Here is a 26,194-nt window from a genome sequence, read left to right as displayed (position 1 = left end):
AAGCGTGACAGTGGGGCCCCACACTACCGCGGGCGCTGAATGGGCAAGCCTCGGGGCCGCCCGTGTCCGTCAGGCGCCCGAGGCCCCTGCCGGGTCCTGGTGGTTGTAGACAACCTTGGACAGGATGGCCATCAGATCGATGCACTCCTGCGCATTGAGTGGCGCCATCAGCCGCTCCTGCACACGCTGGGCGGCATCACGCATCTGTAGCGCGGCCACCTCGCCCTCAGGGGTGATCCACAGCAGTTTGCGGCGGCGGTCGCGGGTGTCGGGCTCGCGGCGGATCCAGCCGCGTTTTTCGAGCCGCCCAATTACCGAGCCCGATGTGGCAGCGTCGAACGCCACGCGGGACGCCAGCGTGACCTGGTCTTCACCGGGCCGTGCCAGCAGCTCGTGCAGGATGGCGAACTGCACCGGCGTCACGTCAAACCCCGCAGTCTCTTCCATGAAAAGCGCCACGGTTCGCTGGTGGGCACGGCGCACCAGGTGGCCTGGCGTGTTGTGGAAATCGAAGCTCTTTGCCATGGGCGCGAGTGTAGCGCCCCACAGCAGACGGCCCGCGCCCATGGCACACTGCCACACCGAGGCCGCGCCGGGTCCAACCCGGGGTTTTTGCGACACAGTCCATGCCCTGGCATCCGCGCCGTCGGGCAATCATTCATTTCCATTGAACCCAGAAATTCGAGAGGCTGACATGAGCTACGTGTTTTCTCCCGCCCCCGTGGCCAGCGTGCCCGTGGTGGGCAGCGGCGACCGCTTTCCCGTACACCGCATTTATTGCGTGGGCCGCAACTATGAAGAGCATGCCAAGGAAATGGGCTTCACCGGCCGCGAGCCACCCTTCTTCTTCATGAAGCCCGCCGATGCCATCGTGGTGGTCAACGCAGGCGAAACGGGCCAGCTGCCCTACCCCAGCCTCACCGCCAACCTGCACCACGAGATCGAACTGGTCGTGGCCATCGGCAAGGGTGGCAAAAACATCAAGGCCGCCGACGCATTGGCACACATCTACGGCTATGCCGTGGGCCTGGACATGACACGCCGCGACCTGCAGAACGACATGAAAAAACAGGGCCGCCCCTGGTGCATCGGCAAGGGCTTTGATGCCAGCGCGCCCATTGGCCCCATCACCCCGGCTGCCCAGGCTGGCGACGTGGCCAACGCGCCCATCTGGCTGCAGGTCAACGGAGCGGACAAGCAGCGCAGCAGTGTGGCGCAGCTGATCTGGAACATTGCCGAAACCATCGAACACCTTTCGGCCGCGTGGGAGCTGCAGCCCGGCGACCTGATCTACACCGGTACCCCCGAAGGCGTGGGCGCCGTGGTGCGCGGCGATGTGCTGGAGGGTGGTGTCGAAGGCCTGGGCACGCTGCGGCTGAGCGTGGTGTAACGCCCCTGGCCTGGGCGCCGCGGGGCCCCAGTCTGGACGCACAGCCCCTGCACTATGCTTTTCATAGCTGCTTGCGCTTATAGAACAAGCGCTGGCAGCCGATTTGATTCGAAAAATCCTCCGATGACCTTCCGCAGCCCCATCAAACACTGCCGCGCCTGTGGCACCGCCGTGGTCTACCGCCTGCCGGACGACGGCGACACCAAACAGCGCGCGGTGTGCCCCGTCTGCAACACGGTGCACTACGAGAACCCGCTCAACGTGGTGGGCACGGTGCCCGCACTGCCCGATGGCCGCATCCTGCTGTGCAAGCGCAATATCGAACCCCGCTGGGGCAAGTGGACCCTGCCCGCAGGCTTCATGGAGCTGGACGAAACCACGGCCCAGGGCGCCGCGCGAGAAACAGACGAAGAGGCTGGCGCCCAGATTGAAATGGGCCCGCTGTTCAGCCTGCTGAATGTGCGCCGTGTAGGCCAGGTACACCTGTTTTACCGCGCCACGCTGCTGAGCGACCAGTTCAACCCCGGCTACGAGACCATCGAGGCGCGTCTGTTTGCCGAAGACGAGGTACCCTGGGACGAACTGGCCTTCCGCACCGTGAAGGAAACCCTGGAATGCTACTTTGCCGACCGCAAGGCGGGCGCCATGGGTATGCACTTCATTGACATCGAATAGGCCGTGGGATGACTGCCACTACCACCTCCACGTCCCCTGCCCCGGCCAGCACACCTCCCGATGGCCTGCCAGCCTACCGCTTGCTCACAGGCCCTGATGACGCCAGCTTGTGCCGCCGTGTCAGCGACGCGCTGGCACTGGGCTACCGGTTGTACGGATCCCCCGCCGCCACGTTCAACGGCCAGACCGTGATCGTGGCGCAGGCCATTGTGTGGCCTGGCACAGTGGTCTGACCTCCGCCCGTCCGACGCATCGCCGGTCGCGGGCCGTCAGCCGCGGAGCGCGCCGTGTCACGGCTTGGCGGGTATGACGATGACGGTACTGCCATCGCCCGAGGTTCCGGTATTACCGGTGTTGCCCTTGCTACCAGTGTTGCCGGTGTTGCCCTTGGCACCCGTGGCACCTGTATCCCCCTGGTAGCCCGTGGCGCCTTGCATGCCGGTAGCACCCGTGCTGCCCTGCCCGCCTGTGGCCCCTGTGGACCCCATGCTGCCCGTAGCCCCTGTGTAACCCGTGTTTCCCTGGTTGCCCGTGGCTCCGGTGGCTCCGGTATAGCCGGTGTCACCGGTCTTGCCGGTATATCCCGTATTGCCGGTATTGCCCTGCGCTCCCGGGGGGCCCATGGGGCCGGTGCAGGCGCCGAGGGTGAGGGTGGCCAGCACAAGCAAGGTGGTGGTAATCGTTTTCACGGTGAGTCCTTTGGCGTTGCATGCAGTCCAACAACAACTGCATGGGCCAATGTGCGGGCCCCACCATGAAAGGTCTGTTCGTTTACGCGCATAAGGGAGGCGCCAGCCGCACCATGGAGTGACTGGCGACGCCGTCCTACACCGTCAAAGTTGGCAGCGCTGTGCAACGCTTCGGTGGCGTGGGGTGCGCAGGCCCACCCCGCCACTTCGCACCTACCCGCCCACCCGCTCCTCGGCCGGCACAGGCGGCCGGGACGAACCAGCAGGGTCCGTGGTGACCGGTGGCAGCCCATCACCGCTGGGCCGTGGCGGAGTTCCGGGCCAGGGGGCCGGTGCAGAGGGGGATTGCGCATCCCCTCCGAACAGGCCCCGGATCCATTCCCGCATCGCGCCCAGTGATCCATCCGCCGGTGGCGGGGGGGTATCCACAAACTCGTCTACAAAGCGGTCATTCCCGTTGATCGCCCTGGTGCGAATGGCCTGCTGCATGAACTCGCCCACCATGGGCAACGCGCTGCGCGCCCCCTGCCCCCACGCATCGCTGCGCAGCGTGATGCGGCCGTCGTTGAAACCCGCCCAGGCACCCGCCACAACGCGCGCGTGCATCAGGATGAACCAGCCGTCGGTGTTGTCCTGCGTGGTGCCGGTCTTGCCCGCCACATCGGCCTGGATGCCATAGCGGGTGCGGATTGCGGTGGCCGTGCCCCGGTCGATGGCGCCGCGCATGGTATTGCGCAAGGTCTGCGCGGCGCGTGGCTCGAAAACCGTTTCGGGGGCAGACGGCGCAAAAGTCTCCAGCACCTTGCCGTGGCGGTCCTCGATGCGGGTAATCAGCACGGGCTCCACATAGCGGCCCAGATTGGCGATGGAGCTGTAGGCCGTCACCATTTCCTTCAGGGTGACCGGGCTGGTGCCGAGCGCCAGAGATGGCACCTCTTCCAGCGGCGACTGGCGCACCCCCAGGGCCCGGGCCACCTCGGCCACGCGGGCCGGGCCCACCTGCTGCATGACCTGTGCGGTGATGGTGTTCTTGGAAAACGCCAGGCCATCGGCCAGCGTCATGGGCTGGTCGCTGGGCGGGCCGCCATCGGTGGGGCGCCACACGCGGCCTCCGCCCAGGGGGATTTCTACGGGCCCGTCCATCAGCGTATCGCTGGGCGACGCGCCACTGGCAAACGCCGCGCCATACACAAAGGGCTTGAACGTGGAGCCAGGCTGGCGCCGCGCCGCCTGCACATGGTCGAACGGGTCTTGCGCAAAGTCGCGGCTGCCCACCCACGCCAGCACATGACCGGTGACCGGGTCCTGCGCCAGAAACCCGGCCTGCACCCGTGTCTTCTCGGCGCGCAGTTTCTGCAGGAAGGCGGTGTCATCCAGCAGCGCCTGCAATGCCTCTTCCGGGGTCTGGCCCTTGTCCACGGCGTTGCGGTATTCGGGGCTTTCGCGCACCAGCGTCTGTACCAGCTCGTTGTTCGGGCCCCAGCCATTGCGCTGCGACCAGGCCGTGTCGGCCACGCCTTGCAGCTGGCGACCCTGGCGCGCCACGGCCTGGTTGGCGATGGCCTGCAGGCGCGAGTCGATGGTGGTGCGGATCACCAGGCCATCGGCATACAGGTTGTAGCCATGGCTGTCGGCCCACTCGATGAGCTGCTTGCGCAGCTGCATCGCAAAGTGCGGCGCCGGGCCCATCACCTCGGTCTGACGCTCGAAATTGACGCGCAGCGGGCGTTTTTGCAGGGCCTCCAGCTGCTTTTCTTCGAGCTTGCCGCGCTTGACCATTTGCGACAGCACGGTGTTGCGCCGTGCCTGGGCACGCTCGGGGTTGAGCACGGGGTTGTAGTAGGCCGTGCCCTTGAGCATGCCGATCAGCGTGGCGCTTTCCAGCACGTTGAGCTTGTCGGCCGACTTGTCGAAATACGTGCGCGCGGCCATCTCGATACCGTAGGCGTTGTAGAGGAACGGCACGGTGTTGAGGTAAGTCTCCAGGATCTCGTCCTTGGTGTACGACGCCTCGATCTTGAGCGCGGTGATCGCCTCCTTGAGCTTGCGCGTGAGGGCCTGCGGGAACACGCGCGAGCGCCCGATCTCCTCCGGAAACAGGTTGCGTGCCAGCTGCTGCGTGATGGTGGAGCCGCCCTGTGGGTCGCCGCGCAGCGTGTGCACCACCGACGACGCCGTGCGCCGCCAGTCCAGACCAAAGTGGTCGTAAAAACGGTGGTCTTCGGTGGCGATGAGGGCGTTCACCACGTTGGGCGATATCTGGCTCAGCTCCACCCATTCGCGGTTGGCCCAGCGGTATTCGGCCAGCAGCTTGCCGTCCACCGACATGAGCTGCGCGGGCAGCTCGCTTTTGGCCTTGCGGATGTCACTGATGGAGGGGGTGAACGGGATCAGCACCAGCGTGTAGACCAGCACGGCGGCAGGCACGGCCAGGGCTCCCCACATCAGCGCGCGGCGCAGCGGGCGGGGTATCCAGGCGAACAGGCCGGCCAGCCAGCGGAACAGGGCCGCCGCGCGGGCCTGAAAGGAAAGCAGCAATGTGCGCATCAAAAACTCAGAGAAAGGGGAGATTGCTTCAGGCGCCTGTGCCCGACAGCAGGGCCAGCATGCCGGCTTCGTCCAGCACGGGCACGCCAAGCTCTTCGGCCTTGGCCAATTTGCTGCCGGCCTCGGCGCCCGCCACCACATAGCTGGTCTTCTTGCTGACCGAACCGGCCACCTTGGCGCCAGCGGCTTCCAGCATGTCCTTGGCCGCGTCGCGGCTCAGGGTGGGCAAGGTGCCGGTCAGCACCACGGTTTTACCCGCCAGGATCTGCGGGGCACGCTCGGCCACCGGGCCTTCGGGCCAGGTCACGCCGCAGGCGCGCAGTTGCTCGACCACCTCACGGTTGTGCGGCTGCTGGAAGAAGGTGTGCAGGCTCTGTGCCACCACGGGGCCCACATCGTTCACCTCCAGCAACTGCTCCACGCTCGCATCCATGATGGCGTCCAGCGTGCCAAAGTGCCGAGCGAGGTCCTTGGCCGTGGCCTCGCCCACATGGCGCAGCCCCAGGCCGAACAGGAAGCGCGGCAAGGTGGTCTGCTTGGATTTTTCGAGCGCAGCCAGTACGTTCTGGGCCGACTTCTCGGCCATGCGCTCCAGCGCGATGAGCGACGTGAGGCCCAGCCGGTACAGGTCGGGCAGCGTACGGATCACGTTGGCGTCCACCAGCTGGTCCACCAACTTGTCGCCCAGGCCTTCGATGTCCATCGCGCGGCGCGCGGCGAAGTGCAGGATGGCCTCCTTGCGCTGTGCGGCGCAGAACAGGCCACCCGTGCAGCGGTGGTTGGCTTCGCCCTTTTCGCGGACCACATCGCTACCGCACACGGGGCAGGCTGCGGGCATGCGGAAGTTGGGCACATAGCCCGTGCGCTTGCCCGGCATCACGCCCACCACCTCGGGAATCACATCGCCCGCGCGGCGCACGATGACGGTGTCGCCCACGCGCACGCCCTTCTTGCGAATCTCGAACAGGTTGTGCAGCGTGGCATTGGTGACGGTGACACCGCCCACAAACACTGGCGCAAGGCGTGCGACCGGCGTGATCTTGCCGGTGCGGCCTACCTGTACGTCGATGCCTTCGATCCTCGTGGCCATCTCCTGGGCAGGGTACTTGTGCGCCACGGCCCAGCGCGGCTCGCGGGTCTTAAAGCCCAGGTCGCGCTGCAACTGCAGGGAATTGACCTTGTAGACCACACCGTCGATGTCGTACGGCAGCGCATCGCGGCTGGCGCCCACCTGCTGGTGAAATGCTACCAATTCAGTAGCGCCTACCGCAATCTGCACCTGCGCTGCAACTGGAAAACCCCAGGACTTCAGCGTCTGCAGCATCTCGTAGTGCGTGCGGAACACCGGCCCGCCATCGCCGGGCGGCGTGATGGCGCCCAGGCCATAGGCAAAAAAGCTCAAGGGGCGCTGGGCGGTGATGCCAGAGTCGAGCTGGCGCACAGCACCCGCTGCGGCGTTGCGTGGGTTCACAAAGGTCTTGCCGCCCTGCTCCCGCTGGCGCTCGTTGAGAGCATCAAAGTCTGCGCGGCGCATGTAGACCTCGCCACGTACTTCGAGCAGCGGCGGTACACCGCCAGGCAGCGTGAGGGGTATCTGCCGGATCGTGCGGATGTTGTGCGTCACGTCCTCGCCCACCTCGCCATCACCGCGCGTAGCGGCCTGCACCAGGCGGCCGTTTTCATAGCGCAGGCTCATGGCCAGGCCGTCAAACTTGGGCTCGGCCACGTATTCGATGGCAGGGTCCGATTCCGACAGGCCCAGCTCGCGCCGCACGCGGGCATCAAACGCCTGCGCGCCGGTGGCCTCGGTGTCGGTTTCGGTGTGGATGCTGAGCATGGGCACCGCGTGGCGCACCGATGCCAAGCCCTCCATCACCGCACCAATCACGCGCTGCGTGGGCGAATCGGGGGTGACGAGGTCGGGGTGCGCGGCCTCCAGCGCCTGCAACTCGCGGAACACACGGTCGTATTCGGCATCGGGCACCGTGGGTTCGTCCAGCACGTAGTACTGGTGCGCCCAGTGGTTGAGCTGGTTGCGCAGTGCTTTGATTTTGATAGCTGGTTGCGCTTGATCTGCGGGCGCTGGAGCCGAAAAAAGGTCCAAATTGTCGGTCATGACCGTACCAACGCTCAACTGAAGAGGCGCCGGGCCAATACAGAACCTGCCGACAGGTCGCGTCCATCCAACTGGTCGTACAGCAGCTCCAGGTCCGCAGCAATCGGGTCCATGGCCATCGCGGGCAGCGGCTGGCCGTTCTGGTCGCAGAGCACCCCATCCATCGCGTCGCACAGCGCGGCCCCTACGTCGCGCAGGCGCGCAAAGGGTTGTTCGGTACGGTGGACTTGTGCCACGTCCAGGCTCAGAGTGATGTCGCGGATGGCGGACTGGTCAGGGTCTTCGGCCAGCGCAGCCTGGGTGTCGTAGCCCAGCGTGAGCAGGGGCGGCAAGCCCTGTGCGCTGGCAGGCAGCACCAGGCGGCCAGGCATGGCACCGGGCACAAAGCCCAGGCGGGCGGCGTTCTGCTGCACGTAGCCGGGGCTCCAGGCGGCTTGGCGGGCGCGCAGCATGAACATGAGCTGGGCGTCGTGGTCGCTGGCGAACTGGTCCAGCTCGCGGGCGCGGGCCACTTCCTGCAGCATGTCGGGGAAGTCGGGGGCGGCATTGATGGCGTCGGCAAACGCCTGGGCCTTGACGACGAACTCGGAGAACTCGATCTCGTTGAGCGCGCCCATGCGGTTGGCCAGCTGCACGCCGGCCTGGAAGCTCTGGTAGCGCTGGCCCGGTGCAGGGGTTTCCCACTGCTGGTTCGCTTCGTTAAGGCCTTCGATGGCGAACGGCTTGCTGCCTGCGCGGCGGGTCGGCGGCAGCGCGGCCAGGGCAGCATCGCCCGACACCACATGCTCGGGCTGCAGCGATGCAATGACGTCGATGAGCGGATCGAGCCCGGGGCGGCGCTCCAGCGAAAACGGTGGCACGGGCAGCTGCAGGGCCTCATCGGCATCGACCGCATGCTCCAAGGGATCGGGGCCCCGGTCGAGGCCGTGAAACTCACCCGGTGGTACTGCCACGGCAGCCCCCGCATCGAAGCCGGGCTCCTGGCGCTGGACCGGCTCACCGGCGGGATCCACGGGCTCTTGCGGCAGCGCGCGCTTGGGCGCATTGCGGCGCGAGGTCCAGGTGTTGTAGGCCACGATAAGGGCCAGCACCAGACCGCCGATGATGGCCAGACTCAGTTGCAATGTACTCATGGGTTCAGAGAATTTGAGTTTTTCAGGCGTCGGCCATCGAAAGCGCGGACTCCATGTCCACCGCCACGATGCGCGACACACCCTGCTCCTGCATGGTCACGCCGATCAGTTGTTCGGCCATTTCCATCGCAATCTTGTTGTGGCTGATGAACAAAAACTGCGTGCCCTTGCTCATGCTGGACACGAGCTTGGCATAACGCTCGGTATTGGCGTCGTCCAGCGGCGCGTCCACCTCGTCCAGCAGGCAGAAAGGCGCGGGGTTGAGCTGGAAGATGGCAAACACCAGTGCGATGGCCGTGAGGGCCTTTTCGCCCCCCGACAGCAGGTGAATGGTCTGGTTCTTCTTGCCGGGTGGCTGGGCCATCACCTGCACGCCGGAGTCAAGGATTTCGTCGCCCGTGATGATGAGCTTGGCCTGGCCGCCGCCAAACAGCTCGGGGAACATGCGCCCGAAGTGGCCGTTGACCGTATCGAAAGTGCCTGAGAGCAGCTGGCGTGTTTCGCCATCGATCTTGCGGATCGCGTCTTCCAGCGTGTTCATGGCCTCGGTCAGGTCGGCGGTTTGCGCATCGAGGAAGATCTTGCGTTCGCTGGCCAGCTTCAGTTCGTCCAGCGCTGCCAGGTTCACGGCGCCCAGGGCGGCGATCTCGCGGTGCAGGCGGTCGATTTCGCTTTGCAGGCCACCCACGCGCACATTGCCTTCAGTGATCGACTGGGCCACGGCTTCGAGGTCGGCCTGGGCGTCGGTCAGCAAGGTGGTGTACTGCTCCAGGCCCAGGCGCGCGGCCTGCTCCTTGAGCTGGAATTCGGTGATGCGCGCGCGCAGCGGGTCGAGCGCACGTTCGAGCTGCATGCGGCGTTCATCGCTGGCGCGCAGCTTGGTCGTCAGATCGTCGTATTCGCTGCGCTGGGCGGCGAGCGCCTTTTCGCGCTCCATCTTCACTTCCAGCGCGGCCTGCAGGCCGCCTTGCGCAGCCGCATCCGACAGGCGGGCAAGCTCATCGCGTGCGCGCTGCTCTTCGTCAGCCAGGGCCTTGGCCTGCTGGGTGGCAGTTTCGATGGAGCGGTTGAGTTCGCCCCGGCGCGCCTCCAGGCTGCGCTGCGAAAACGTGGCCTCCTGCGCCTGGCGCTCCAGCGTGCGCTGCTGCTCGCGGCAGGCGGTGAGTTTGCGCTCGGCTTCGATGACCTTGTCGCCCAGCTGGGCCTCGCGCTCCTGGCTGTCGGCCAGCTGCATGTCCAGTTCTTCAAAGCGTGCCTCGGCGGCCACGCGGCGCTCCTGCAGGTCGGCCAGCTGGGCTTCGACCTCGGCCAGGTCGCCGTCGATCTGCGCGCTGCGGGCGCGGGTCTGCTCGGCCAGCTGGGTCAGGCGCAGGGTTTCGACCTGCAGCTCGTGGGCGCGGCTTTGTGTTTCGGTGGCTTCGCGGCGTGCGGCCACGAGGCGCTGCGAGGCATCGGCATAGGCCGCTTCCGCACGGACCAACGCGGTGCGTGATTCTTCGGCGATCAGCGCCTGCGCGCGCAATTCCTTTTCGAGGTGCTCGATCTCCTGCGCGCGGGCCAGCATACCGGACTGCTCAGAGTCCTGCGCATAAAAGCTCACGCTGTGGGCGCTGACGGCATGGCCTGTGGGCACAAACACCACTTCGCCGGGCTGCAGCGTGCTGCGGCGGGCCAAAGCGTCGTCCAGGGTGGGCGCGGTGTAGCAGCCTTGCAGCCAGTCCACCAACACGGCCCGCAGGCCAGCGTCGTTCAGGCGCAGCAGGTCGGACAGGCGGGCATGGGGTGACGAGCTTTCGGGGTGGCCCGCGGCGGGGGCGCTGTAGAAGGCCAGGCGCGCGGGCGGTGCATCGTTGCCGCCGGAGCCCAGGAAGCCGCGCACCATGTCCAGGCGCCCTACTTCCAAGGCGGCCAGGCGCTCGCGCAATGCAGCTTCCAGCGCGTTTTCCCAGCCGGGCTCGATGTGGATGCGGCTCCACAGGCCTTGCAGGCCGTCGAGCCCGTGCTTGGCGAGCCAGGGGCGCAGCTTGCCGTCGGTCTTGACCTTTTCCTGCAGCGCCTTGAGGGCCTCCATGCGGGCCGACAGGTCGGCCTGACGGGCGCTTTCGGTGTTGACGGCCTGCTGGCGCGCGCGGCGGTCGTCGTCGAGCTGGGGTACGGACTCCTGCAGCTCGTGCAGGCGGGCTTCGGTCGTTTCTGCGATCTCTTGCGCTTCTTCGAGCTGCTCGCGCAGGTTGGTCAGGCGGGCTTCGTCGGGCGCGGCCAGCGCGTTGCGGTCGGTGCGCAGGCGCTCAAAGCGGGCGTCGAGCTGGCGGCTTTGTTCGTCAAAGCTGCGCTGCTCGGCAGCGAGCACGCCAATCTGCTGTTGGACCTGCACCACGGCAGTCCGTTGCTCGGCCGTGCGGCTTTGCGCCTGGCGCAGGGCCTCTTCCAGGTCGGGCAGCTGCATGGCCTGCTCTTCCACCTGGGCGGCCAGCATCTCGGCGCGTTCTTCGGCGTCCACACCGGCACCGGCCAGGTTTTCGAGCTCAATATAGGCCTCTTCCTTGCGGGCCTGCCACTGGGCGATCTGCTCGGCCAGCGTGACCAGGCGCTGCTCCACGCGCTGGCGGCCTTCTATCACGTAGCGGATCTCGGCTTCGAGCTTGCCGACCTCGGCCGTGGCTTCATAAAGCTTGCCCTGGGCCTGGTTCACCTGGTCGCCAGCGGCGTAGTGGGCCTGGCGGATGGTTTCGAGATCAGACTCCACCGCGCGCAGATCGGCCATGCGCGATTCCAGGTCGTTCACGGCCTGCAGGCCGTCCAGGCGCACCTTGTTCTGCTGCTCCTCGGCCTCGGCCCGCTTCAAAAACCACAGCTGGTGCTGCTTGAGCGTTGCGTCGGCCTGCAGGGTGTTGTACTTGGCGGCCACCTCGGCCTGCTTTTCGAGCTTTTCGAGGTTGGCGTTCAGCTCGCGCAGGATGTCTTCAACCCGCGTGAGGTTCTCGCGCGTATCCGACAGGCGGTTTTCGGTCTCGCGGCGACGCTCCTTGTATTTGGAGACGCCCGCAGCCTCTTCGAGGAACAGGCGCAGTTCCTCAGGGCGGCTTTCGATGATGCGGCTGATGGTGCCCTGGCCGATGATGGCGTAGGCACGGGGCCCCAGGCCCGTACCCAGGAACACGTCCTGCACGTCGCGGCGGCGCACGGGCTGGTTGTTGAGGTAGTAGCTGCTGGTGCCGTCACGCGTGAGCACGCGGCGCACGGCCACCTCGCCGTACTGGCCCCACTGCCCGCCCGCGCGGTGGTCGGAGTTGTCGAAGACCAGCTCCACACTGGCGCGGCTGGCCTGCTTGCGGGTAGTGGTGCCGCTGAAGATCACGTCCTGCATGGACTCGCCACGCAGCTCGCTGGCCTTGCTCTCGCCCAGCACCCAGCGCACCGCATCCATGATGTTGGACTTGCCGCAGCCGTTCGGGCCCACCACGCCGACCAGTTGCCCGGGCAGCATGAAGTTGGTGGGTTCAGCGAACGACTTGAAACCGGAAAGTTTGATCGAGGTGAGACGCACGGGTCAGGGGGCGGGCAAAAAGAGGAAGAAGGCTGGGGTGCAAAAAGTGGCGCCAGACGGACGTTCCGGGCCGGAACACGCAGGCCGCAGCAAGGGCGGAATGATACCGCGCCGCCCGATGACCACGGGCCCTTGGCAGCATGCCCAGACGCCAGAGCGAGGGTGCGACAGAAACATTTGGAAAAAACAGGCCCTACCGCTTATCCAGCAACGATTTCACGCTATGAATATTGATATTCTGCAGCAGTGCCAGCAAGGCCCGGGGCCGGATGGGGGCAGCGTTCCTGGGTTACGCGCCGTGTGCGTCCTGCGGGTCCTGCGCATCCACCCCATTGGTTTTGCGCACCAGTGCCTCAAACTCGGCCACGGGTACGGGCGGGCTGAAGAGGTAGCCCTGCCAGGCGTGGCAGTTGTGGCGCTCCAGAAACTCGCGCTGGGCCTCGGTTTCCACCCCTTCGGCGATCACGCGCAGGCCCAGGCTGGTGCCCAGGGCCACCACGGTGCGGGCGATGGCGGCGTCGTTGGGGTCGGTGAGCACGTCGCGCACAAAACTTTGGTCGATCTTGAGCTGGTCCAGCGGCAGGCGCTTGAGGTAGGCCAGCGACGAGTACCCGGTACCAAAGTCGTCCAGCGAGAAGCCCACACCATAGCCCTTGAGCTGGCCCATCTTCTCGATCGTGTCTTCCACGTCCTGCAGCAGCAGGCCTTCGGTCAGTTCCAGCTTGAGCTGCGGCCCCTGCGCGCCTGAGCTGGCCAGTGCTGCCAGCACCTGGGCCACAAAACCGGCCTGGTGGAACTGGCGCGGGCTCACGTTCACGGCCAGCCCCAAACCCGCCAGGTCGGCGTGCCGCGCCCAGCGGGCCAGTTGCGCGCAGGCCGCCTGGAGCACCCATTCACCCAGCGGAAGGATGAGGCCGGTCTCTTCCGCCAGCGGAATGAAATGCGCAGGCGAGACAAAGCCGTCGCGGGGATGGCGCCAGCGCAGCAGCGCCTCGGCCCCCGTGATGCGGCCCCGGTCGATCTGCGGCTGGTAGTACAGCTCGAACTGGCCCTGCGCCAGGCCGATGCGCATGTCCAGCTCCAGCGCGGCGCGCGCGCTGACAGCAGCCTGCATCTGGGGGTCGTAAAAGCGCAGGGTGTCGCGGCCCGCATTTTTGGCCTGGTAGAGCGCCAGGTCGGCCCGCTTGAGCAGCTCGTCGACCGTCTCGCGCATGCCGCTGAAAATGGTGACCCCCATGCTCAGCGAGCTGTGGTGCGCCGCGCCGTTGAGCACGTAGGGCTCGCGCAGGGCGGTCAGGATGCGCTGACCCACCTCTTCGCTGCGGGCCGCAGCCTCCTCGGGGTTGTCGCCCAGGTCTTCCAGCACCACCACAAACTCGTCGCCCCCCTGGCGGGCCACGGTGTCGTCCTCGTGCACGCAATTGCGCAGCCGGTGGGCCACCTGCAGCAGCAGGTTGTCGCCGCTGTCGTGGCCCCGGGTTTCGTTCAGTGTCTTGAAATTGTCCAGATCCAGCAGCAGCAAGGCGCCGCTGCGCTGGTGGCGGGCACTGGTGGCCAACGCCTGCTGCAACCGGTCCATGAGCAGGCGGCGGTTGGGCAAGCGGGTGAGCGGGTCGTAGTAGGCCAGGTTGTTGATCTCTTCCTCGGCCGCCTTGCGCTGACTCAGGTCCTGCATGGTGACAAGGTGCCCGCCCTCCACCACAACTCCCGACACCTCGACGGGCCGCCGTGTGCCGTCGGCACAGCGAATGGTGTATTCGCGGGCGGGTATCACCCCGTCGCCCGCCACGGCCTGCTTTGCGGCCTGGCGCCAGGCATCGTGGACAGCGGTGCGTTCAGATTCGTCGGGGTAAGCGCGCTGCCACCAGGTTTCCACGTCCGGAACGTCTTGCGACGTGTAGCCGCAGATCTGCACGTAGCGGTCGTTGCGAAAACTGATGCGGCCGTCGGTCTGAACCAGGCACAGGCCCATGGGCAGGCGTTCCAGGATGCCGCGCAGCCGGTGCTCGTTGCTGCGCAGGGTGTCTTCCATGCGCTTGCGCGCGGTGATGTCCTGCACCACCGCGATGTGGTGGTCAGGCCGGGCCCCGGGTACCCACATGGGCGACACCGTGAGGTCCACCCACACGATGTGCCCGCTCTTGTGGAGGTAGCGCTTTTCGAGCCGGTACTCGGGCACCTCGCCTTTCTTGAGGCGTTCCAGGTGCTGTGTGTCGGCCTCCAGGTCGTCAGGATGGATGAGGGCCTGGACATGGAGCGCAGCCATCTCCTCAGGGCTGTAGCCCACGATGTCGCAATAGCGCTGGTTGGCGCGCAGAAATCGGCCGGTGGTGGTGTCCAGCAGCGCCACGCCCACGCTGGCCTGGTTGAACAGGGCATGAAACCGTTCTTCGCTTTCGCGCCGGGCATCTTCGGACACCTGGGCCCGTGCGAGGGCCAGCGTGCGCTGGCGCACCAGCAGGCCCACGGTAGACGCCAGCAGCAAGGAGACCAGCGCACCGCCCAGCCCCACCAGCACAGGCAGCCGCGCCTCGGAGGGCGAAAGGAACGAGCGCGCCGGGTAGAAGGTCAGTCGCCAGCGCCGGTCATGCACCTGCAGGTCGCGCACAAACGGCTGCGCACCCGGCAATGCCGCCGAAGACTGCGCCAGCAAGGGCCGCACCGTGGAGTCGGCAGAGCCTGCCCGCACCGAACCATGGTCGGCCATGGAAACGACGATTCCGTTGAGCAGGCCCTGGCTGCCCAGCGCCTGCACCAGGTCATACACCCGGATGGTGGATGCCACGGCCCCCAGGAAGCGGGGCTCCGGCGTGCCCGCCGTGTAGTCGAAAACCGGCACGCGGATCACGAATCCCTGGCGGTGTGTTTCTTCCTGCAGCAAATCAAACGGGGCAGAGACCACGGTGTGGCCGCTGTCCCGGCTGTACTGCATGGCGGCCAGATTGGTGGGCTGGCTGCTGATGTCAAAGCCCAGCACACCTTCGTTGCCTGCCATGGGCCACAGGTATTCGGCCACAAAGTATTCCGCCCGTTCGCCCGGCGGCCGGATGGTGAAGTTGGGGTAGCCCTGGGAGGTCAGCGAAGTGTCGGCACGCACGCGGGCTTCGTAGGCGGCCCGCTCGGCGCCAGGCACCCAGCGGGTGAACGACAGGTTGCGCACACCGGGGTAGCGCTGGCCCACCTCCAGGTCGCTGGCCGCGCGCTCAAACTCCAGGCGCGTGAGGTGGGGATTCGCCGTGAACAGGCCGCGCAGGCCGTTGACGACTTCGGTATGCCCTTCGATGCGCTGGCTCAGCGCATCGGCAAACCCGCGCGCCTCCTGCATGAACCGCGCGCGCCCGACCTGGGCCACAGAGTCGGCCTGCTGCCAGGCCAGCCAAAGGCTCACCGTTACGCCGAGCACAGCCACGCCCAACCCGGCCATCCAGTGCCGGTATCGACCGTTTTGCGTCAGTGGGGCCATGGCGTGGGGCGGGTGGGCGTTGGCATTCGGTATCAGAGCAGAGCCTGGACAAAGGTACCTGCGTTATGGGTATGTGCCATGGCAGCCGCACCAAGGATTCGGGCAAAGCGCAGGATAGCGGCAATCTGCCATCCGTTGGAGCAAGCGGCGGCACAACAACTGGTTACCAATCAGTTATTTGGTAGAAAGTGCCGTCAGCGCAACACCCTCATGCGTCGACAGCTATGAATTGATGAGCGGTTTTCATAACCCAGGTCAAGAGAGTGTCTGCCCCTGGCGGCCCGCCACCGGGTAGGGCGCAAAGCGGCTTCGATTCTCGTTCACATCCAGCGCGCGCCCTATGGGGGGAAACGCCCGCTGCGGGCAGCCGTCGCGCTCACACACCTTGCAGCCCATGCCAATCGGCACTGCCGCATCCGGGTCGGCCAGGTCCAGCCCGCGCGAATACACCAGCTGCGGTGCGTGGCGGATGTCGCAGCCCAACGCCACGGAGAACTCCTTGCCTGGCACGCCCCACCCTCCCCCGCTGCGCGCTACGGTGCGCGCCACCCACAGGTAGGCGCGGCCGTCGGGCATGCGTGCCACCTGCGGCACGATGCGGCCTGGCTGTGCGAAGGCTTCGTACACATTCCACAGCGGGCAGGTGCCGCCGATCTTGCTGAAGTGAAAGTGTGTGGCCGACTGCCGCTTGCTGATGTTGCCCGCGCGGTCCACCCGGATAAAGAAGAACGGCACACCGCGCGCACTGGGCCGCTGCAGCGTGGACAGGCGGTGGCACACCGTCTCGAAACCCACGCCAAACTGCTGGCCCAACCGGTCGATGTCGTAGTGCGCCGCTTCGGCCGCCCGCAAAAAGGCCGTGTAGGGCAACACCAGCGCTCCCGCAAAGTAGTTGGCCAGACCGATGCGCGCCAGCGCCCGGGCCTGGTCGCTGGACAACCCGGCGCTGTCGGCCAAGCGCTGCAGCTCGGCGCCCTGCTCCAGAAACGCAAGCTGCGTCGCCATCTGAAACGCGCGCTGCCCGCGCTCCAACCCCGCCGCCAGCTGCAGCAGCCCGGCCTCGGCCTGGAACACGCGCTGCGCCTGGCCAGGCAGGTCGGCCACATCCACCACGCGCACCCCGTGGGCCACGAGCAGGCGTTGGGCCAGCGCCTCATCGGACCGGCCGGGCAGCAGGCCCCAGTCGGCGGCACAGCGTTCGGCCGCGTCGTCCAGCTCGGCAATGTGGTTCTGGCGCGCAAAGAAGAAGTCACGCACTTCTTCATAAGCCATGGGCGGATGGTGGGCCACGGTGCCCTCGCCGCCCCGGTCATTGCCCAGGGCGGCCAGGCGCTCCAGCGCCTGACGGTGCCGCTGGTGCAACGCCAGCAGCGTGCGCGCCACAGCGGGCATGCCTGCGGCCAGCTCGCGGATCTCTGCCAGAGACACGGCATCGCCCGCGCCCTCCCCCCCCACCCCGGCAGGCAAGTCGGCCAACACCTCGCGCAGGCCCGTGATGAGGCGCGCCTCATCGTCGTCTGAGAAGCGCTGCACGTCCACGCCGAACACCGCGTTGATCTTGAGCAGCACAGGCACGGTGAGCGGGCGCTGGTTTTGCTCCAGCTGGTTCAGGTAACTGGCCGACAGGTCCAGCGCCCGGGCCAGCGCCACCTGGGTCATGCCGCGCTCTTCGCGCAGGCGGCGCAAGCGCACACCCATGAAGGTTTTTTTCATTCCATCTTTCTCAGTGGTGCTTCGCAGCACCTTCACCATCATTCGCAATATTTGCAAATTGACGGTTTTGCATTCGCAATCATTCGCCAATTCAGCCCTTACAGAGGGGTGCCATTGTGCGTAAATTGCGAAGCATGGCAACCCCCACTGGCACCGTCGAGCTGACGGAAATCGTCTTCCCCGCCGAAGCCAACCACTACGGCACGCTGTTTGGCGGCAACGCCCTGCAGCTCATGGCCAAGGCGGCGTTTCTGGCAGCGCGCGGCGCCGCACAACGCGATGTGGTGATGGCGGGCGTGACCGACGTGCGTTTTCTGGCCCCCGTGCCCGTGGGCCATGTGCTCACGCTCCGCGCCTGGGTCACCCGCGTCGGCCGCAGCTCGCTCACCGTGTGCGTGACCGGTCTGGCCGCCACGCTGGGTTCGCCCCAGGACGAAGTGCTGAAGGGGATTTTTGAAATGGTGGCGGTGGATGGCAAAGGCCGCCCCGCTGCCATCACCAACACATATGTAAACCTGGAGACCGCATGACTACCACCGTTGAAACCCCGGGCTTCAAGCCCAAGAAGTCCGTCGCGCTCTCAGGCGTGACGGCGGGCAACACCGCCCTGTGCACCGTAGGCCGCACGGGCAACGACCTGCACTACCGGGGCTACGACATCCTCGACATTGCGGAGGTCTGCGAGTTTGAAGAAATCGCCCACCTGCTGGTGCATGGCAAGCTGCCCACTCGTGCCGAACTGCGCGCCTACAAGGCCAAGCTCAAGGCGCTGCGCGGCCTGCCGATGAGTGTGAAGCAGGCGCTAGAACAGTTGCCCGCCGCCAGCCACCCCATGGACGTGATGCGCACAGGCGTCTCGGCCCTGGGCTGTGCGCTGCCTGAAAAGGACGACCACAACCTGCCGGGCGCGCGCGACATTGCCGACCGGTTGATGGCGTCGCTGGGCTCCATGCTGCTCTATTGGCACCACTGGGCCAGCTCGGGCCGTCGCATCGAGGTGGAGACCGATGACGACTCCATCGGTGCGCACTTCTTGCACCTGCTGCACGGCTCCAAGCCCAGCGCGGCCTGGGAGCGTGCGATGCACACCTCGCTGAACCTGTACGCCGAGCACGAGTTCAACGCCAGCACCTTCACCGCCCGCGTGGTGGCGGGCACGGGCAGCGACATGTATTCGGCCATCACCGGCGCCATCGGCGCGCTGCGGGGCCCCAAGCATGGTGGTGCCAACGAGGTGGCTTTCGAGATCCAGAAACGCTACGACAGCCCGGACGAAGCCGAGGCCGACATCCGCCGCCGCGTGGAGGCCAAGGAGGTGGTCATTGGCTTCGGCCACCCGGTCTACACCGTGAGCGACCCACGCAATGTGGTCATCAAAGGCGTTGCGCACAACTTGTCGCAAGAGGCTGGCAGCACCAAGATGTATGACATTGCCGAGCGGCTGGAGACGGTGATGTGGGATGTCAAAAAGATGTTCCCCAACCTCGACTGGTTCAGCGCCGTGAGCTACCACATGATGGGTGTGCCTACCGCCATGTTCACTCCGCTGTTCGTCATCGCACGCACCAGCGGCTGGGCGGCACACATCATCGAGCAACGCATCGACAACAAGATCATCCGGCCGAGTGCGAATTACACCGGGCCGGAAGACCTGGTGTTTGTGCCCATCGAACACCGCGCTTAACGCCCACGCCCCCTTGCCTCTTTCTTCCTCCCTCTCCCCTCGCGGGAGACGACCGGGGAGAGGGGGCGAACCAGCACAGCGTCACCATGCAACCGCCCCCTCTCCCCCAACCCCTCTCCCGCGAGGGGAGAGGGGAGTGAGCAGCCGGGCGCCAAAATATTCCGCCAGCCCACCCTATGATGAACACCCAATTCCGCCGCCCCTTGCCCGGCACCGCCCTGGACTACTTTGACGCCCTCGCCGCCGTCGAAGCCCTGCAACCCGGCGCCTGGGCCACCCTGCCCTACACCGCCCGCGTGTTTGCCGAAAACATCGTGCGCCGCGCCGACCCGACCACCATCGAAGATTGCCTGCGCCAGCTCGTCGAGTGCCGCAGCGACCGCGACTTTCCCTGGTACCCGGCGCGCGTGGTGTGCCACGACATCCTGGGCCAGACGGCGCTGGTGGATCTGGCGGGCCTGCGCGATGCGATTGCCAAGGAGGGCGGCGACCCGGCCCAGGTGAACCCCGTCGTGCCAGTGCAGCTCATCGTGGACCATTCCCTGGCCGTGGAATGTGGCGGGTTCGACCCCGATGCCTTCGCCAAGAACCGCGCCATCGAAGACCGCCGCAACGAAGACCGCTTCCACTTCATCGAGTGGACCAAAAAAGCCTTCGCCAACGTGGATGTGATCCCGGCGGGGAACGGGATCATGCACCAGATCAATCTGGAAAAAATGTCGCCCGTGGTCCACGCCGACCAGGGCGTGGCCTACCCCGACACCTGCGTGGGCACCGACAGCCACACACCGCATGTGGATGCGCTGGGCGTGATCGCCATCGGCGTGGGCGGTCTGGAGGCCGAGAACGTGATGCTGGGGCGTGCATCGATGATGCGGCTGCCCGAGATTGTGGGCGTGGAGCTGACCGGCCAGCGCCAGGACGGCATCACCGCCACCGATGTGGTGCTGGCGCTCACCGAGTTTTTGCGCAAGGCCAAGGTGGTGGGGGCGTACCTGGAGTTCTTTGGCGAAGGCGCAGCCAAGCTCACGATTGGCGACCGCGCCACCATCTCGAACATGGCGCCCGAATACGGTGCCACGGCGGCCTTGTTCAGCATCGACGAACAGACGCTGGAGTATCTGACGCTGACGGGCCGCGAGGCGGAACAAGTGAAGCTGGTCGAGACCTATGCCAAGGCAGCGGGATTGTGGTCCGACACCCTCAAAGACGCTGTCTACGCACGCAACCTGGTGTTCGACCTGTCGAGCGTGGTGCGCAACCTGGCCGGCCCCTCCAACCCGCATGCGCGCGTGGCCACGTCCGACCTGGCGGCCCAAGGCATCGCGGGCCCCTGGGCCATGCCCGCACCACAGGAGGGCACGATGCCCGATGGCGCCGTGGTCATTGCCGCCATCACCAGCTGCACCAACACCAGCAACCCGCGCAACGTGATCGCCGCCGCGCTGCTGGCGCGCAACGCCAACCGGCTGGGCCTCACGCGCAAGCCCTGGGTCAAGACCTCGCTGGCGCCCGGCTCCAAGGCGGTGGAGCTGTATTTGAAGGAAGCGGGCTTGCTGGCCGACCTGGAAAAGCTCGGCTTTGGCATCGTCGGCTTTGCCTGCACCACCTGCAACGGGATGAGTGGCGCGCTGGACCCTGCCATCCAGCAGGAGATCATTGACCGTGACCTGTACGCCACCGCCGTGCTTTCGGGCAACCGCAATTTCGACGGGCGCATCCACCCCTATGCCAAGCAGGCCTTCCTGGCCTCGCCCCCGCTGGTCGTGGCCTATGCGATTGCGGGCACGGTGCGTTTTGACATCGAAAAGGACGTGCTGGCGGTGGTGGACGGCCAGGCGATTCGCCTCAAAGACCTGTGGCCCAGCGACGCAGAAATCGACGTCGTGGTGAAAGCTGCCGTGAAGCCCGCGCAGTACCGCGCCGTGTACGAGCCCATGTTCGCCATCCGACCGGGCGATGGCCAGCGCGTCTCGCCGCAGTACGGCTGGCGAACGCAGTCCACCTACATCCGCCGCCCGCCCTACTGGGACACCGAGGGCATCGGCGCGCTGGCCGCCCACCCGCGCACCCTGCAGGGCATGCGCCCGCTGGCCATCCTGCCCGACAACATCACCACCGACCACCTGTCGCCATCCAACGCCATCCTGCGGAACAGCGCAGCGGGCGAATACCTGGCCCACATGGGCGTGCCCGAGGAGGACTTCAACTCCTACGCCACGCACCGGGGCGACCACCTCACGGCCATGCGCGCCACGTTTGCCAACCCGCAGCTCGTCAACGAGATGGCCGTGGTGAATGGCAAAGTGAAAAAGGGATCACTCGCCCGCGTGGAGCCCGAAGGCCAGGTCATGCGCATGTGGGAGGCCATGGAAACGTACCTGAACCGCCGCCAGCCGCTCATCATCATTGCCGGTGCCGACTACGGCCAGGGGTCCAGCCGCGACTGGGCTGCCAAGGGTGTGCGGCTGGCGGGTGTGGAGGTGGTGGTGGCCGAGGGCTTCGAGCGCATCCACCGCACCAACCTGATTGGCATGGGGGTGTTGCCACTGGAGTTTGAAGCGGGAGTCAACCGCATCACGCTGGGGCTGGATGGGACAGAGGTGTATGGCGTGGAGGGAGACATGCAACCCCGTGCCCACCTCACCCTGGTCATCCGCCGCAAAAATGGTGAAGTTACCCGGGTGCCCATGACATGCCGCCTCGACACCGCCGAAGAGGTCTCCATCTACCAGGCGGGCGGCGTGCTGCAGCGCTTTGCGCAAGACTTTCTTGCCAAGAATGCAGACCAAAAACAGGCTCTTGCGCCCGTCTAGAAAGCACTGTGCGCTATTAAATTTGATATTTCTTCATGAGCATCCACTCCGCACCACAGATCCGCATTCCCGCCACCTACCTGCGCGGCGGCACCAGCAAAGGCGTGTTCTTCCGCCTTGACGACCTGCCCGCCCCCGCGCAACAACCTGGCCCCGCGCGAGATGCCCTGCTGCTGCGCGTGCTGGGCAGCCCTGATCCCTACGGCAAGCAGATCGACGGCATGGGCAATGCGTCGTCGAGCACCAGCAAGGCCGTGATCCTGTCGCGCAGCACGCGGCCGGGCCACGACGTGGACTACCTGTTTGGCCAGGTATCCATCGACCAGCCCTTCGTGGACTGGAGCGGCAACTGCGGCAACCTCTCGGCCGCGGTGGGGCCTTGCGCCATCCACATGGGGCTGATCGATGCGGCGCGGATTCCGCAGGACGGCACCATCCCCATCCGCATCTGGCAGGCCAACATCGGCAAGACCATCGTGGCGCATGTGCCCATTGCCCATGGGCAGGTGCAGGAGACGGGCGACTTCGAGCTGGACGGCGTGACCTTTGCAGCCGCCGAGGTGGCGCTGGAGTTCATGGACCCGGCGGAGGATGGCGATGACGGGGGAGCCATCTCGACAGCGCCGGGCCGCCCCAAGCTGGCGAGGGCCCCCTCGGGGGGCAGCGAACCACACGCAGTGGGGAGCGTGGGGGCGTTATTCCCGACGGGCAACATGGTGGACACCTTGGAGGTGCCCGGGGTCGGCAGCTTCGCCGCCACGCTGATCAACGCGGGTATCCCCACCATATTTCTCAACGCGCAAGAGCTGGGTTACACCGGCACCGAGCTGCAGCGGGCCATCAACGGCGATGCAGCGGCGCTGGCACGCTTCGAGACGATCCGCGCGCACGGCGCCGTCCGCATGGGCCTCATCCAGAACGTGAACCAGGCCGCCACCCGCCAGCACACACCCAAGATCGCGTTCGTCGCGCCACCGGCCAGCTACACGGCCTCCAGCGGCAAAGCCATTGACGCCAAAGACATCGACCTGCTGGTGCGCGCTCTCTCCATGGGCCAGCTGCACCACGCCATGATGGGCACGGCAGCGGTGGCCATTGGCACGGCGGCAGCCATCCCAGGCACGCTGGTCAACCTGGCAGCGGGTGGTGGTGTGCGCAGCAGCGTGCGGTTTGGCCACCCCTCGGGCACCTTGCGTGTGGGGGCCGAGGCAGTTCAGACCGACGGCCAGTGGACAGTGACCAAGGCCCTCATGAGCCGCAGCGCCCGCATCCTGATGGAAGGCTGGGTGCGTGTGCCCGGCGGTATTTTTTGATTTTTTCGGCCCCTTCCGCCCGTCCATCAAGCCTTAATAGCTACAAAAACAGTAGCAAACCAAATCCCTTGCAATTCATGAAGACCAAACAACAACTCAAGGCCCTGGCCCACGCCCGCCGGGGTGTCATCGTGCCCGGCGCGTTCAACGCGCTTTCCGCCCGTGTCGTGGCCGACCTGGGCTTTGAAGCCATTTACATCACCGGCGCAGGTGTCACCAACATGTGGTTCGGCCTGCCCGACCAGGCCTTCATGGGCCTCACCGACATTGCAGACCACACGGCCCGCATCCGCGACGCGGTGGAGCACCTGCCGCTCATCGTGGATGCCGACACGGGCTTTGGCAACGCTCTCAACACCTACCATGCGGTGCGAACGCTGGAGCGCGCAGGTGCCGACTGCATCCAGCTCGAAGACCAGGTCAGCCCCAAGCGCTGCGGGCATTTCAGCGGCAAGGAGGTGATCGGCACCGACGAGATGCTGGGCAAGATCAAAGCCGCCGTGGACGCGCGCCGCGACCCCAACACCCTCATCCTGGCACGCACGGATGCCTGCGCCACCCAGGGCTTCGAGGCCGCCGTGGAGCGCGCCCAGCGGTTTGAGGAGGCCGGTGCCGACATCCTGTTTGTCGAAGCCGTCACCACGCTGGACGAGATCCGCGCCCTGCCCCAGCGGCTGGCAGCGCCGCAGCTCATGAACATGGTGATCGGCGGCAAGACGCCCATCACCAGCGCCGAAGAACTGGCCGCCCTGGGCTACGGGCTGGTGCTGTACGCCAACGCCGCGCTGCAGGGCGCGGTGGCGGGCATGCAGAAGGCGCTGACCGTGCTGCGCGACACCCAACGCATTGATGAAGACCCCGCCCTGGTGGCGCCGTTTGCCGAGCGCCAGCGGCTGGTCCAAAAAATGGCCTGGGATGCGCTGGAAGAAAAGTACACATAAAAAGTGCATCCAGCGCTTTAACCACAAGCGCTAACAGCTATCAATTGGATAGCATTCAGCAACCGCCTAATGGATATCCCTTGGGTTGCGGGCTGCATCCATGCCGCACAACAAGGGGGCGCACGGCACAATGGGTCTTCTTGGCACCTTGTGCGCGCTACCCTTCATGCAAAGCATCCCTTCTGAGAACGTGGTGGACCTGCTGCTCGACGCGGTCTGCGTCGTCCATGTGGACAGCACCATTGAGTTTGTAAGCCCGGCGTTCGAGCGCATCTTTGGCTACGCCCCCGAGGAAGTCATTGGCAAGCGCATGTTCGACCTGGTGCACCCCGAAGACCTGGCAGTCACCCAAAGCCAGGCGCAGCGTGTGATGGATGGCCATCTGCAGTTGCAGTTTGAAAACCGCTATGTGCGCAAGGATGGCTCCATCGCGCACGTCCGCTGGACTGCGCGCTGGTTGCCTGACAAGCAGCGGCGACTGGCGGTGGCGCACGACATCACCGAGCGCAAGTTCACCGAGTCCATGCAGGCGGTGATCTATGCCATCTCCGAAGCCGCTCACACCACACACAACCTGCAGGCGCTGTTCCAGCACATTCACCAGATCATCGGGCGCCTGCTGCCTGCGACCAACTTCGCGGTCGCGCTCTACGACGCCTGCAGTGATTCTTTGAGTTTTCCGTACCACGTCAACGAACCGGGCGCCGCCCCCACGCCCCCGGCGCCAGTGCAGGATGCGCTGTGTGCCGAGGTGATCCACAGCGGCAGCACCCTTCTGTTGACGCCCGATACCCCCGACAGCGCCGACCCCCGCGCCGCGCAACTGCGCCGGCAGCTACCCCAGGAACACGCACCGCTCTACTGGCTGGGCGTGCCGCTGCAAACCCAGAAAGGCGCCATCGGTGCGCTGGTGCTGCAAAGCTATACCGAGCAGGCCCGCTACACCGAAAAAGACAAGGAGCTGCTGCAGTTTGTCTCCACCCAGGTCGCAGCCGCCATCGAGCGCAAGCAGATGCATGAGCGCCTGGAGCACATGGCGCAGTACGACCAGCTCACGCACCTGCCCAACCGCCAGCTGTTTCTGGACCGACTCAAGACCGCACTGGCCCGCGCGCGGCGCGACCAAAGCCTGCTGTCGCTGCTGTTCCTCGATCTGGACGACTTCAAGCAGGTCAACGACACCCTGGGCCATGCCATGGGCGACCTGCTGCTACAGCGGGTGGCCCAGCGGCTGCTGGAGTGCGTGCGCGGCTCGGACACCGTCGCACGCCTGGGCGGCGACGAATTTGTGGTGCTGCTCGAAGGCGGCCATGCCCGCGAACACGCCGCCGCAGCGGCCCACAAGATCCTGGCAGCCTTCGGCCAGCCATTTGACCTGGAAGGTATCCGCCTGAGCATCCAGCCGAGCATCGGCGTGGCCATCTACCCCGAGCACGGGGGCGAAGAACACCGGTTGCTGGGCCATGCCGACGAGGCGATGTACCTGTCCAAGAAAAGCGGCGGCAACCAGGTGCGAGTGGCTTCACCCCGGGATGGGCTGGTGCCTTGACGCTGGCTGCCGCACCGCCAGCCTGCTGAGCAGACCCGCCGCGCCCTCTCTCTTTTACTTCCACCCAAACCCTTTATTCCAAACGTTCCACGCCATGCTCTACAACGCGCTCCAGCTCGCCCATGTCCTGTCCATCATCGTGTGGATCGGTGGCATGGTGTTTGCCCATTTCTTTTTGCGCCCCGCAGCGCAGTCGCTGGAGCCCCCGCAGCGTGTGCGGTTCATGCACGATGTGCTGCAGCGCTTTTTCGCTGCCGTGGGTGTGGCCGTGCTGGTGGTGCTGGGCAGCGGACTGTGGATGATCGGACGCGTGGCGAAACAAACGGTGCAGGCCGGGGGCAGCTTTGCCATGCCACTGGACTGGACCATCATGGCCACGCTGGGCCTGGCGATGATGGTCATCTTCGGGCACATCCGGTTTGCGCTGTTCCGACGCCTGCAGCGGGCGGTGGCTGCATCGGATTGGCCCGCCGGCGGCAAGGCCCTGGGCAGCATCCGCAGCTGGGTGGGCGTGAATCTGGCCCTGGGCGTGGTGATCGTGGTGGTCACGCTGCTCGTCTAACGGTGGGCGCCCGCAAGCGACCTGTTGGCCACCACACGCCCTGCGCTGTACCCCAT

Annotated in this window: 18 protein-coding genes; 10 read left to right on the top strand and 8 right to left on the bottom strand. The window is 66.1% G+C overall.

Going from position 1 to position 26,194, the window contains the following annotated elements; all coding sequences use genetic code 11:
• Nucleotides 1-69: 69 nt before the first annotated feature.
• Nucleotides 70-525 carry a MarR family winged helix-turn-helix transcriptional regulator gene (locus tag C8C93_RS06390; RefSeq protein ID WP_121508671.1) on the bottom strand — a complete coding sequence of 152 codons (456 nt, stop codon included), beginning with the start codon at nucleotides 523-525 and terminating at the stop codon, nucleotides 70-72.
• A 169-nt stretch (nucleotides 526-694) separates the two neighbouring features.
• Between C8C93_RS06390 and C8C93_RS06385 the strand changes: the two genes are divergently transcribed.
• From C8C93_RS06385 to C8C93_RS06375, 3 genes are all read left to right on the top strand, one after another.
• Nucleotides 695-1,390: a fumarylacetoacetate hydrolase family protein gene (locus C8C93_RS06385; protein ID WP_121506296.1), complete on the top strand. Its 696-nt coding sequence runs from the start codon at nucleotides 695-697 to the stop codon at nucleotides 1,388-1,390.
• A 123-nt stretch (nucleotides 1,391-1,513) separates the two neighbouring features.
• On the top strand, nucleotides 1,514-2,065 hold the full coding sequence (locus C8C93_RS06380) for an NUDIX hydrolase (RefSeq protein WP_055397838.1): 552 nt from the start codon (nucleotides 1,514-1,516) through the stop codon (nucleotides 2,063-2,065).
• 8 nt (nucleotides 2,066-2,073) lie between these two features.
• Nucleotides 2,074-2,298 (top strand): DUF1737 domain-containing protein, encoded by a 225-nt coding sequence (locus tag C8C93_RS06375; protein WP_121506295.1) that lies wholly within the window; start codon nucleotides 2,074-2,076, stop codon nucleotides 2,296-2,298.
• Between the two features lie 57 nt (nucleotides 2,299-2,355).
• Here the strand turns inward: C8C93_RS06375 and C8C93_RS06370 are convergent, their stop codons facing one another.
• The 7 genes from C8C93_RS06370 to C8C93_RS06340 all read right to left on the bottom strand — a co-directional run bounded on the left by C8C93_RS06370 (nucleotide 2,356) and on the right by C8C93_RS06340 (nucleotide 17,273).
• Nucleotides 2,356-2,754: a hypothetical protein gene (locus tag C8C93_RS06370; RefSeq protein ID WP_055397836.1), complete on the bottom strand. Its 399-nt coding sequence runs from the start codon at nucleotides 2,752-2,754 to the stop codon at nucleotides 2,356-2,358.
• 213 nt (nucleotides 2,755-2,967) lie between these two features.
• Nucleotides 2,968-5,301 carry a penicillin-binding protein 1A gene (locus tag C8C93_RS06365; RefSeq protein WP_121506294.1) on the bottom strand — a complete coding sequence of 778 codons (2,334 nt, stop codon included), beginning with the start codon at nucleotides 5,299-5,301 and terminating at the stop codon, nucleotides 2,968-2,970.
• A 28-nt stretch (nucleotides 5,302-5,329) separates the two neighbouring features.
• Nucleotides 5,330-7,417 carry an NAD-dependent DNA ligase LigA gene (ligA, locus tag C8C93_RS06360; RefSeq protein ID WP_121506293.1) on the bottom strand — a complete coding sequence of 696 codons (2,088 nt, stop codon included), beginning with the start codon at nucleotides 7,415-7,417 and terminating at the stop codon, nucleotides 5,330-5,332.
• Nucleotides 7,418-7,431: 14 nt separating this feature from the next.
• The gene (locus C8C93_RS06355) at nucleotides 7,432-8,550 is read right to left on the bottom strand and encodes a cell division protein FtsZ (protein WP_121506292.1); all 1,119 of its coding nucleotides are present in this window, start codon (nucleotides 8,548-8,550) and stop codon (nucleotides 7,432-7,434) included.
• Nucleotides 8,551-8,572: 22 nt separating this feature from the next.
• The gene (smc, locus tag C8C93_RS06350) at nucleotides 8,573-12,097 is read right to left on the bottom strand and encodes a chromosome segregation protein SMC (protein ID WP_121506291.1); all 3,525 of its coding nucleotides are present in this window, start codon (nucleotides 12,095-12,097) and stop codon (nucleotides 8,573-8,575) included.
• A gap of 289 nt (nucleotides 12,098-12,386) precedes the next feature.
• Nucleotides 12,387-15,560, bottom strand: a complete 3,174-nt coding sequence (locus C8C93_RS06345; protein ID WP_233559246.1) for an EAL domain-containing protein — start codon at nucleotides 15,558-15,560, stop codon at nucleotides 12,387-12,389.
• A gap of 255 nt (nucleotides 15,561-15,815) precedes the next feature.
• Nucleotides 15,816-17,273, bottom strand: coding sequence for a short-chain fatty acyl-CoA regulator family protein (locus tag C8C93_RS06340; RefSeq protein WP_121508670.1), 1,458 nt, complete (start codon nucleotides 17,271-17,273; stop codon nucleotides 15,816-15,818).
• Between the two features lie 134 nt (nucleotides 17,274-17,407).
• Between C8C93_RS06340 and C8C93_RS06335 the strand changes: the two genes are divergently transcribed.
• From C8C93_RS06335 to C8C93_RS06305, 7 genes are all read left to right on the top strand, one after another.
• Nucleotides 17,408-17,803 (top strand): acyl-CoA thioesterase, encoded by a 396-nt coding sequence (locus C8C93_RS06335; protein ID WP_121506289.1) that lies wholly within the window; start codon nucleotides 17,408-17,410, stop codon nucleotides 17,801-17,803.
• The gene (gene prpC, locus C8C93_RS06330; RefSeq protein ID WP_121506288.1) at nucleotides 17,800-18,957 is read left to right on the top strand and encodes a 2-methylcitrate synthase; all 1,158 of its coding nucleotides are present in this window, start codon (nucleotides 17,800-17,802) and stop codon (nucleotides 18,955-18,957) included. The genes C8C93_RS06335 and prpC overlap by 4 nt, the downstream gene beginning before the upstream one ends.
• A 179-nt stretch (nucleotides 18,958-19,136) precedes the next feature.
• A complete protein-coding gene (gene acnD, locus C8C93_RS06325; protein ID WP_121508669.1) occupies nucleotides 19,137-21,773 on the top strand; it encodes a Fe/S-dependent 2-methylisocitrate dehydratase AcnD in 2,637 nt (878 codons plus the stop codon).
• Between the two features lie 35 nt (nucleotides 21,774-21,808).
• Complete coding sequence (locus C8C93_RS06320) at nucleotides 21,809-23,086, top strand: PrpF domain-containing protein (protein WP_199726990.1); 1,278 nt, start codon at nucleotides 21,809-21,811, stop codon at nucleotides 23,084-23,086.
• Between the two features lie 77 nt (nucleotides 23,087-23,163).
• Nucleotides 23,164-24,027: an oxaloacetate decarboxylase gene (locus C8C93_RS06315; RefSeq protein ID WP_121506287.1), complete on the top strand. Its 864-nt coding sequence runs from the start codon at nucleotides 23,164-23,166 to the stop codon at nucleotides 24,025-24,027.
• A 166-nt stretch (nucleotides 24,028-24,193) separates the two neighbouring features.
• Complete coding sequence (locus C8C93_RS06310; protein WP_121506286.1) at nucleotides 24,194-25,576, top strand: diguanylate cyclase domain-containing protein; 1,383 nt, start codon at nucleotides 24,194-24,196, stop codon at nucleotides 25,574-25,576.
• Between the two features lie 94 nt (nucleotides 25,577-25,670).
• Complete coding sequence (locus C8C93_RS06305) at nucleotides 25,671-26,138, top strand: CopD family protein (protein WP_121506285.1); 468 nt, start codon at nucleotides 25,671-25,673, stop codon at nucleotides 26,136-26,138.
• Nucleotides 26,139-26,194 lie beyond the last annotated feature (56 nt).

Origin of the sequence: Acidovorax sp. 93 (genome assembly GCF_003633835.1) — a bacterium.
Lineage (GTDB): Bacteria > Pseudomonadota > Gammaproteobacteria > Burkholderiales > Burkholderiaceae_C > Acidovorax > Acidovorax facilis.
This window is presented reverse-complemented; position numbering and strand designations above follow the sequence as displayed.

What these genes read in the sequence shown, in the direction of transcription:
- acnD (WP_121508669.1), top strand. Translation starts at nt 19,137, where the DNA reads ATGAACACCCAATTCCGCCGCCCCTTGCCCGGCACCGCCCTGGACTAC.
- C8C93_RS06340 (WP_121508670.1), bottom strand. Translation starts at nt 17,273, where the DNA reads ATGAAAAAAACCTTCATGGGTGTGCGCTTGCGCCGCCTGCGCGAAGAG.
- C8C93_RS06375 (WP_121506295.1), top strand. Translation starts at nt 2,074, where the DNA reads ATGACTGCCACTACCACCTCCACGTCCCCTGCCCCGGCCAGCACACCT.
- C8C93_RS06365 (WP_121506294.1), bottom strand. Translation starts at nt 5,301, where the DNA reads ATGCGCACATTGCTGCTTTCCTTTCAGGCCCGCGCGGCGGCCCTGTTC.
- ligA (WP_121506293.1), bottom strand. Translation starts at nt 7,417, where the DNA reads ATGACCGACAATTTGGACCTTTTTTCGGCTCCAGCGCCCGCAGATCAA.
- C8C93_RS06320 (WP_199726990.1), top strand. Translation starts at nt 21,809, where the DNA reads ATGAGCATCCACTCCGCACCACAGATCCGCATTCCCGCCACCTACCTG.
- C8C93_RS06385 (WP_121506296.1), top strand. Translation starts at nt 695, where the DNA reads ATGAGCTACGTGTTTTCTCCCGCCCCCGTGGCCAGCGTGCCCGTGGTG.
- C8C93_RS06310 (WP_121506286.1), top strand. Translation starts at nt 24,194, where the DNA reads ATGCAAAGCATCCCTTCTGAGAACGTGGTGGACCTGCTGCTCGACGCG.
- C8C93_RS06315 (WP_121506287.1), top strand. Translation starts at nt 23,164, where the DNA reads ATGAAGACCAAACAACAACTCAAGGCCCTGGCCCACGCCCGCCGGGGT.
- C8C93_RS06380 (WP_055397838.1), top strand. Translation starts at nt 1,514, where the DNA reads ATGACCTTCCGCAGCCCCATCAAACACTGCCGCGCCTGTGGCACCGCC.
- prpC (WP_121506288.1), top strand. Translation starts at nt 17,800, where the DNA reads ATGACTACCACCGTTGAAACCCCGGGCTTCAAGCCCAAGAAGTCCGTC.
- C8C93_RS06355 (WP_121506292.1), bottom strand. Translation starts at nt 8,550, where the DNA reads ATGAGTACATTGCAACTGAGTCTGGCCATCATCGGCGGTCTGGTGCTG.
- C8C93_RS06345 (WP_233559246.1), bottom strand. Translation starts at nt 15,560, where the DNA reads ATGGCCCCACTGACGCAAAACGGTCGATACCGGCACTGGATGGCCGGG.
- C8C93_RS06335 (WP_121506289.1), top strand. Translation starts at nt 17,408, where the DNA reads ATGGCAACCCCCACTGGCACCGTCGAGCTGACGGAAATCGTCTTCCCC.
- C8C93_RS06305 (WP_121506285.1), top strand. Translation starts at nt 25,671, where the DNA reads ATGCTCTACAACGCGCTCCAGCTCGCCCATGTCCTGTCCATCATCGTG.
- C8C93_RS06390 (WP_121508671.1), bottom strand. Translation starts at nt 525, where the DNA reads ATGGCAAAGAGCTTCGATTTCCACAACACGCCAGGCCACCTGGTGCGC.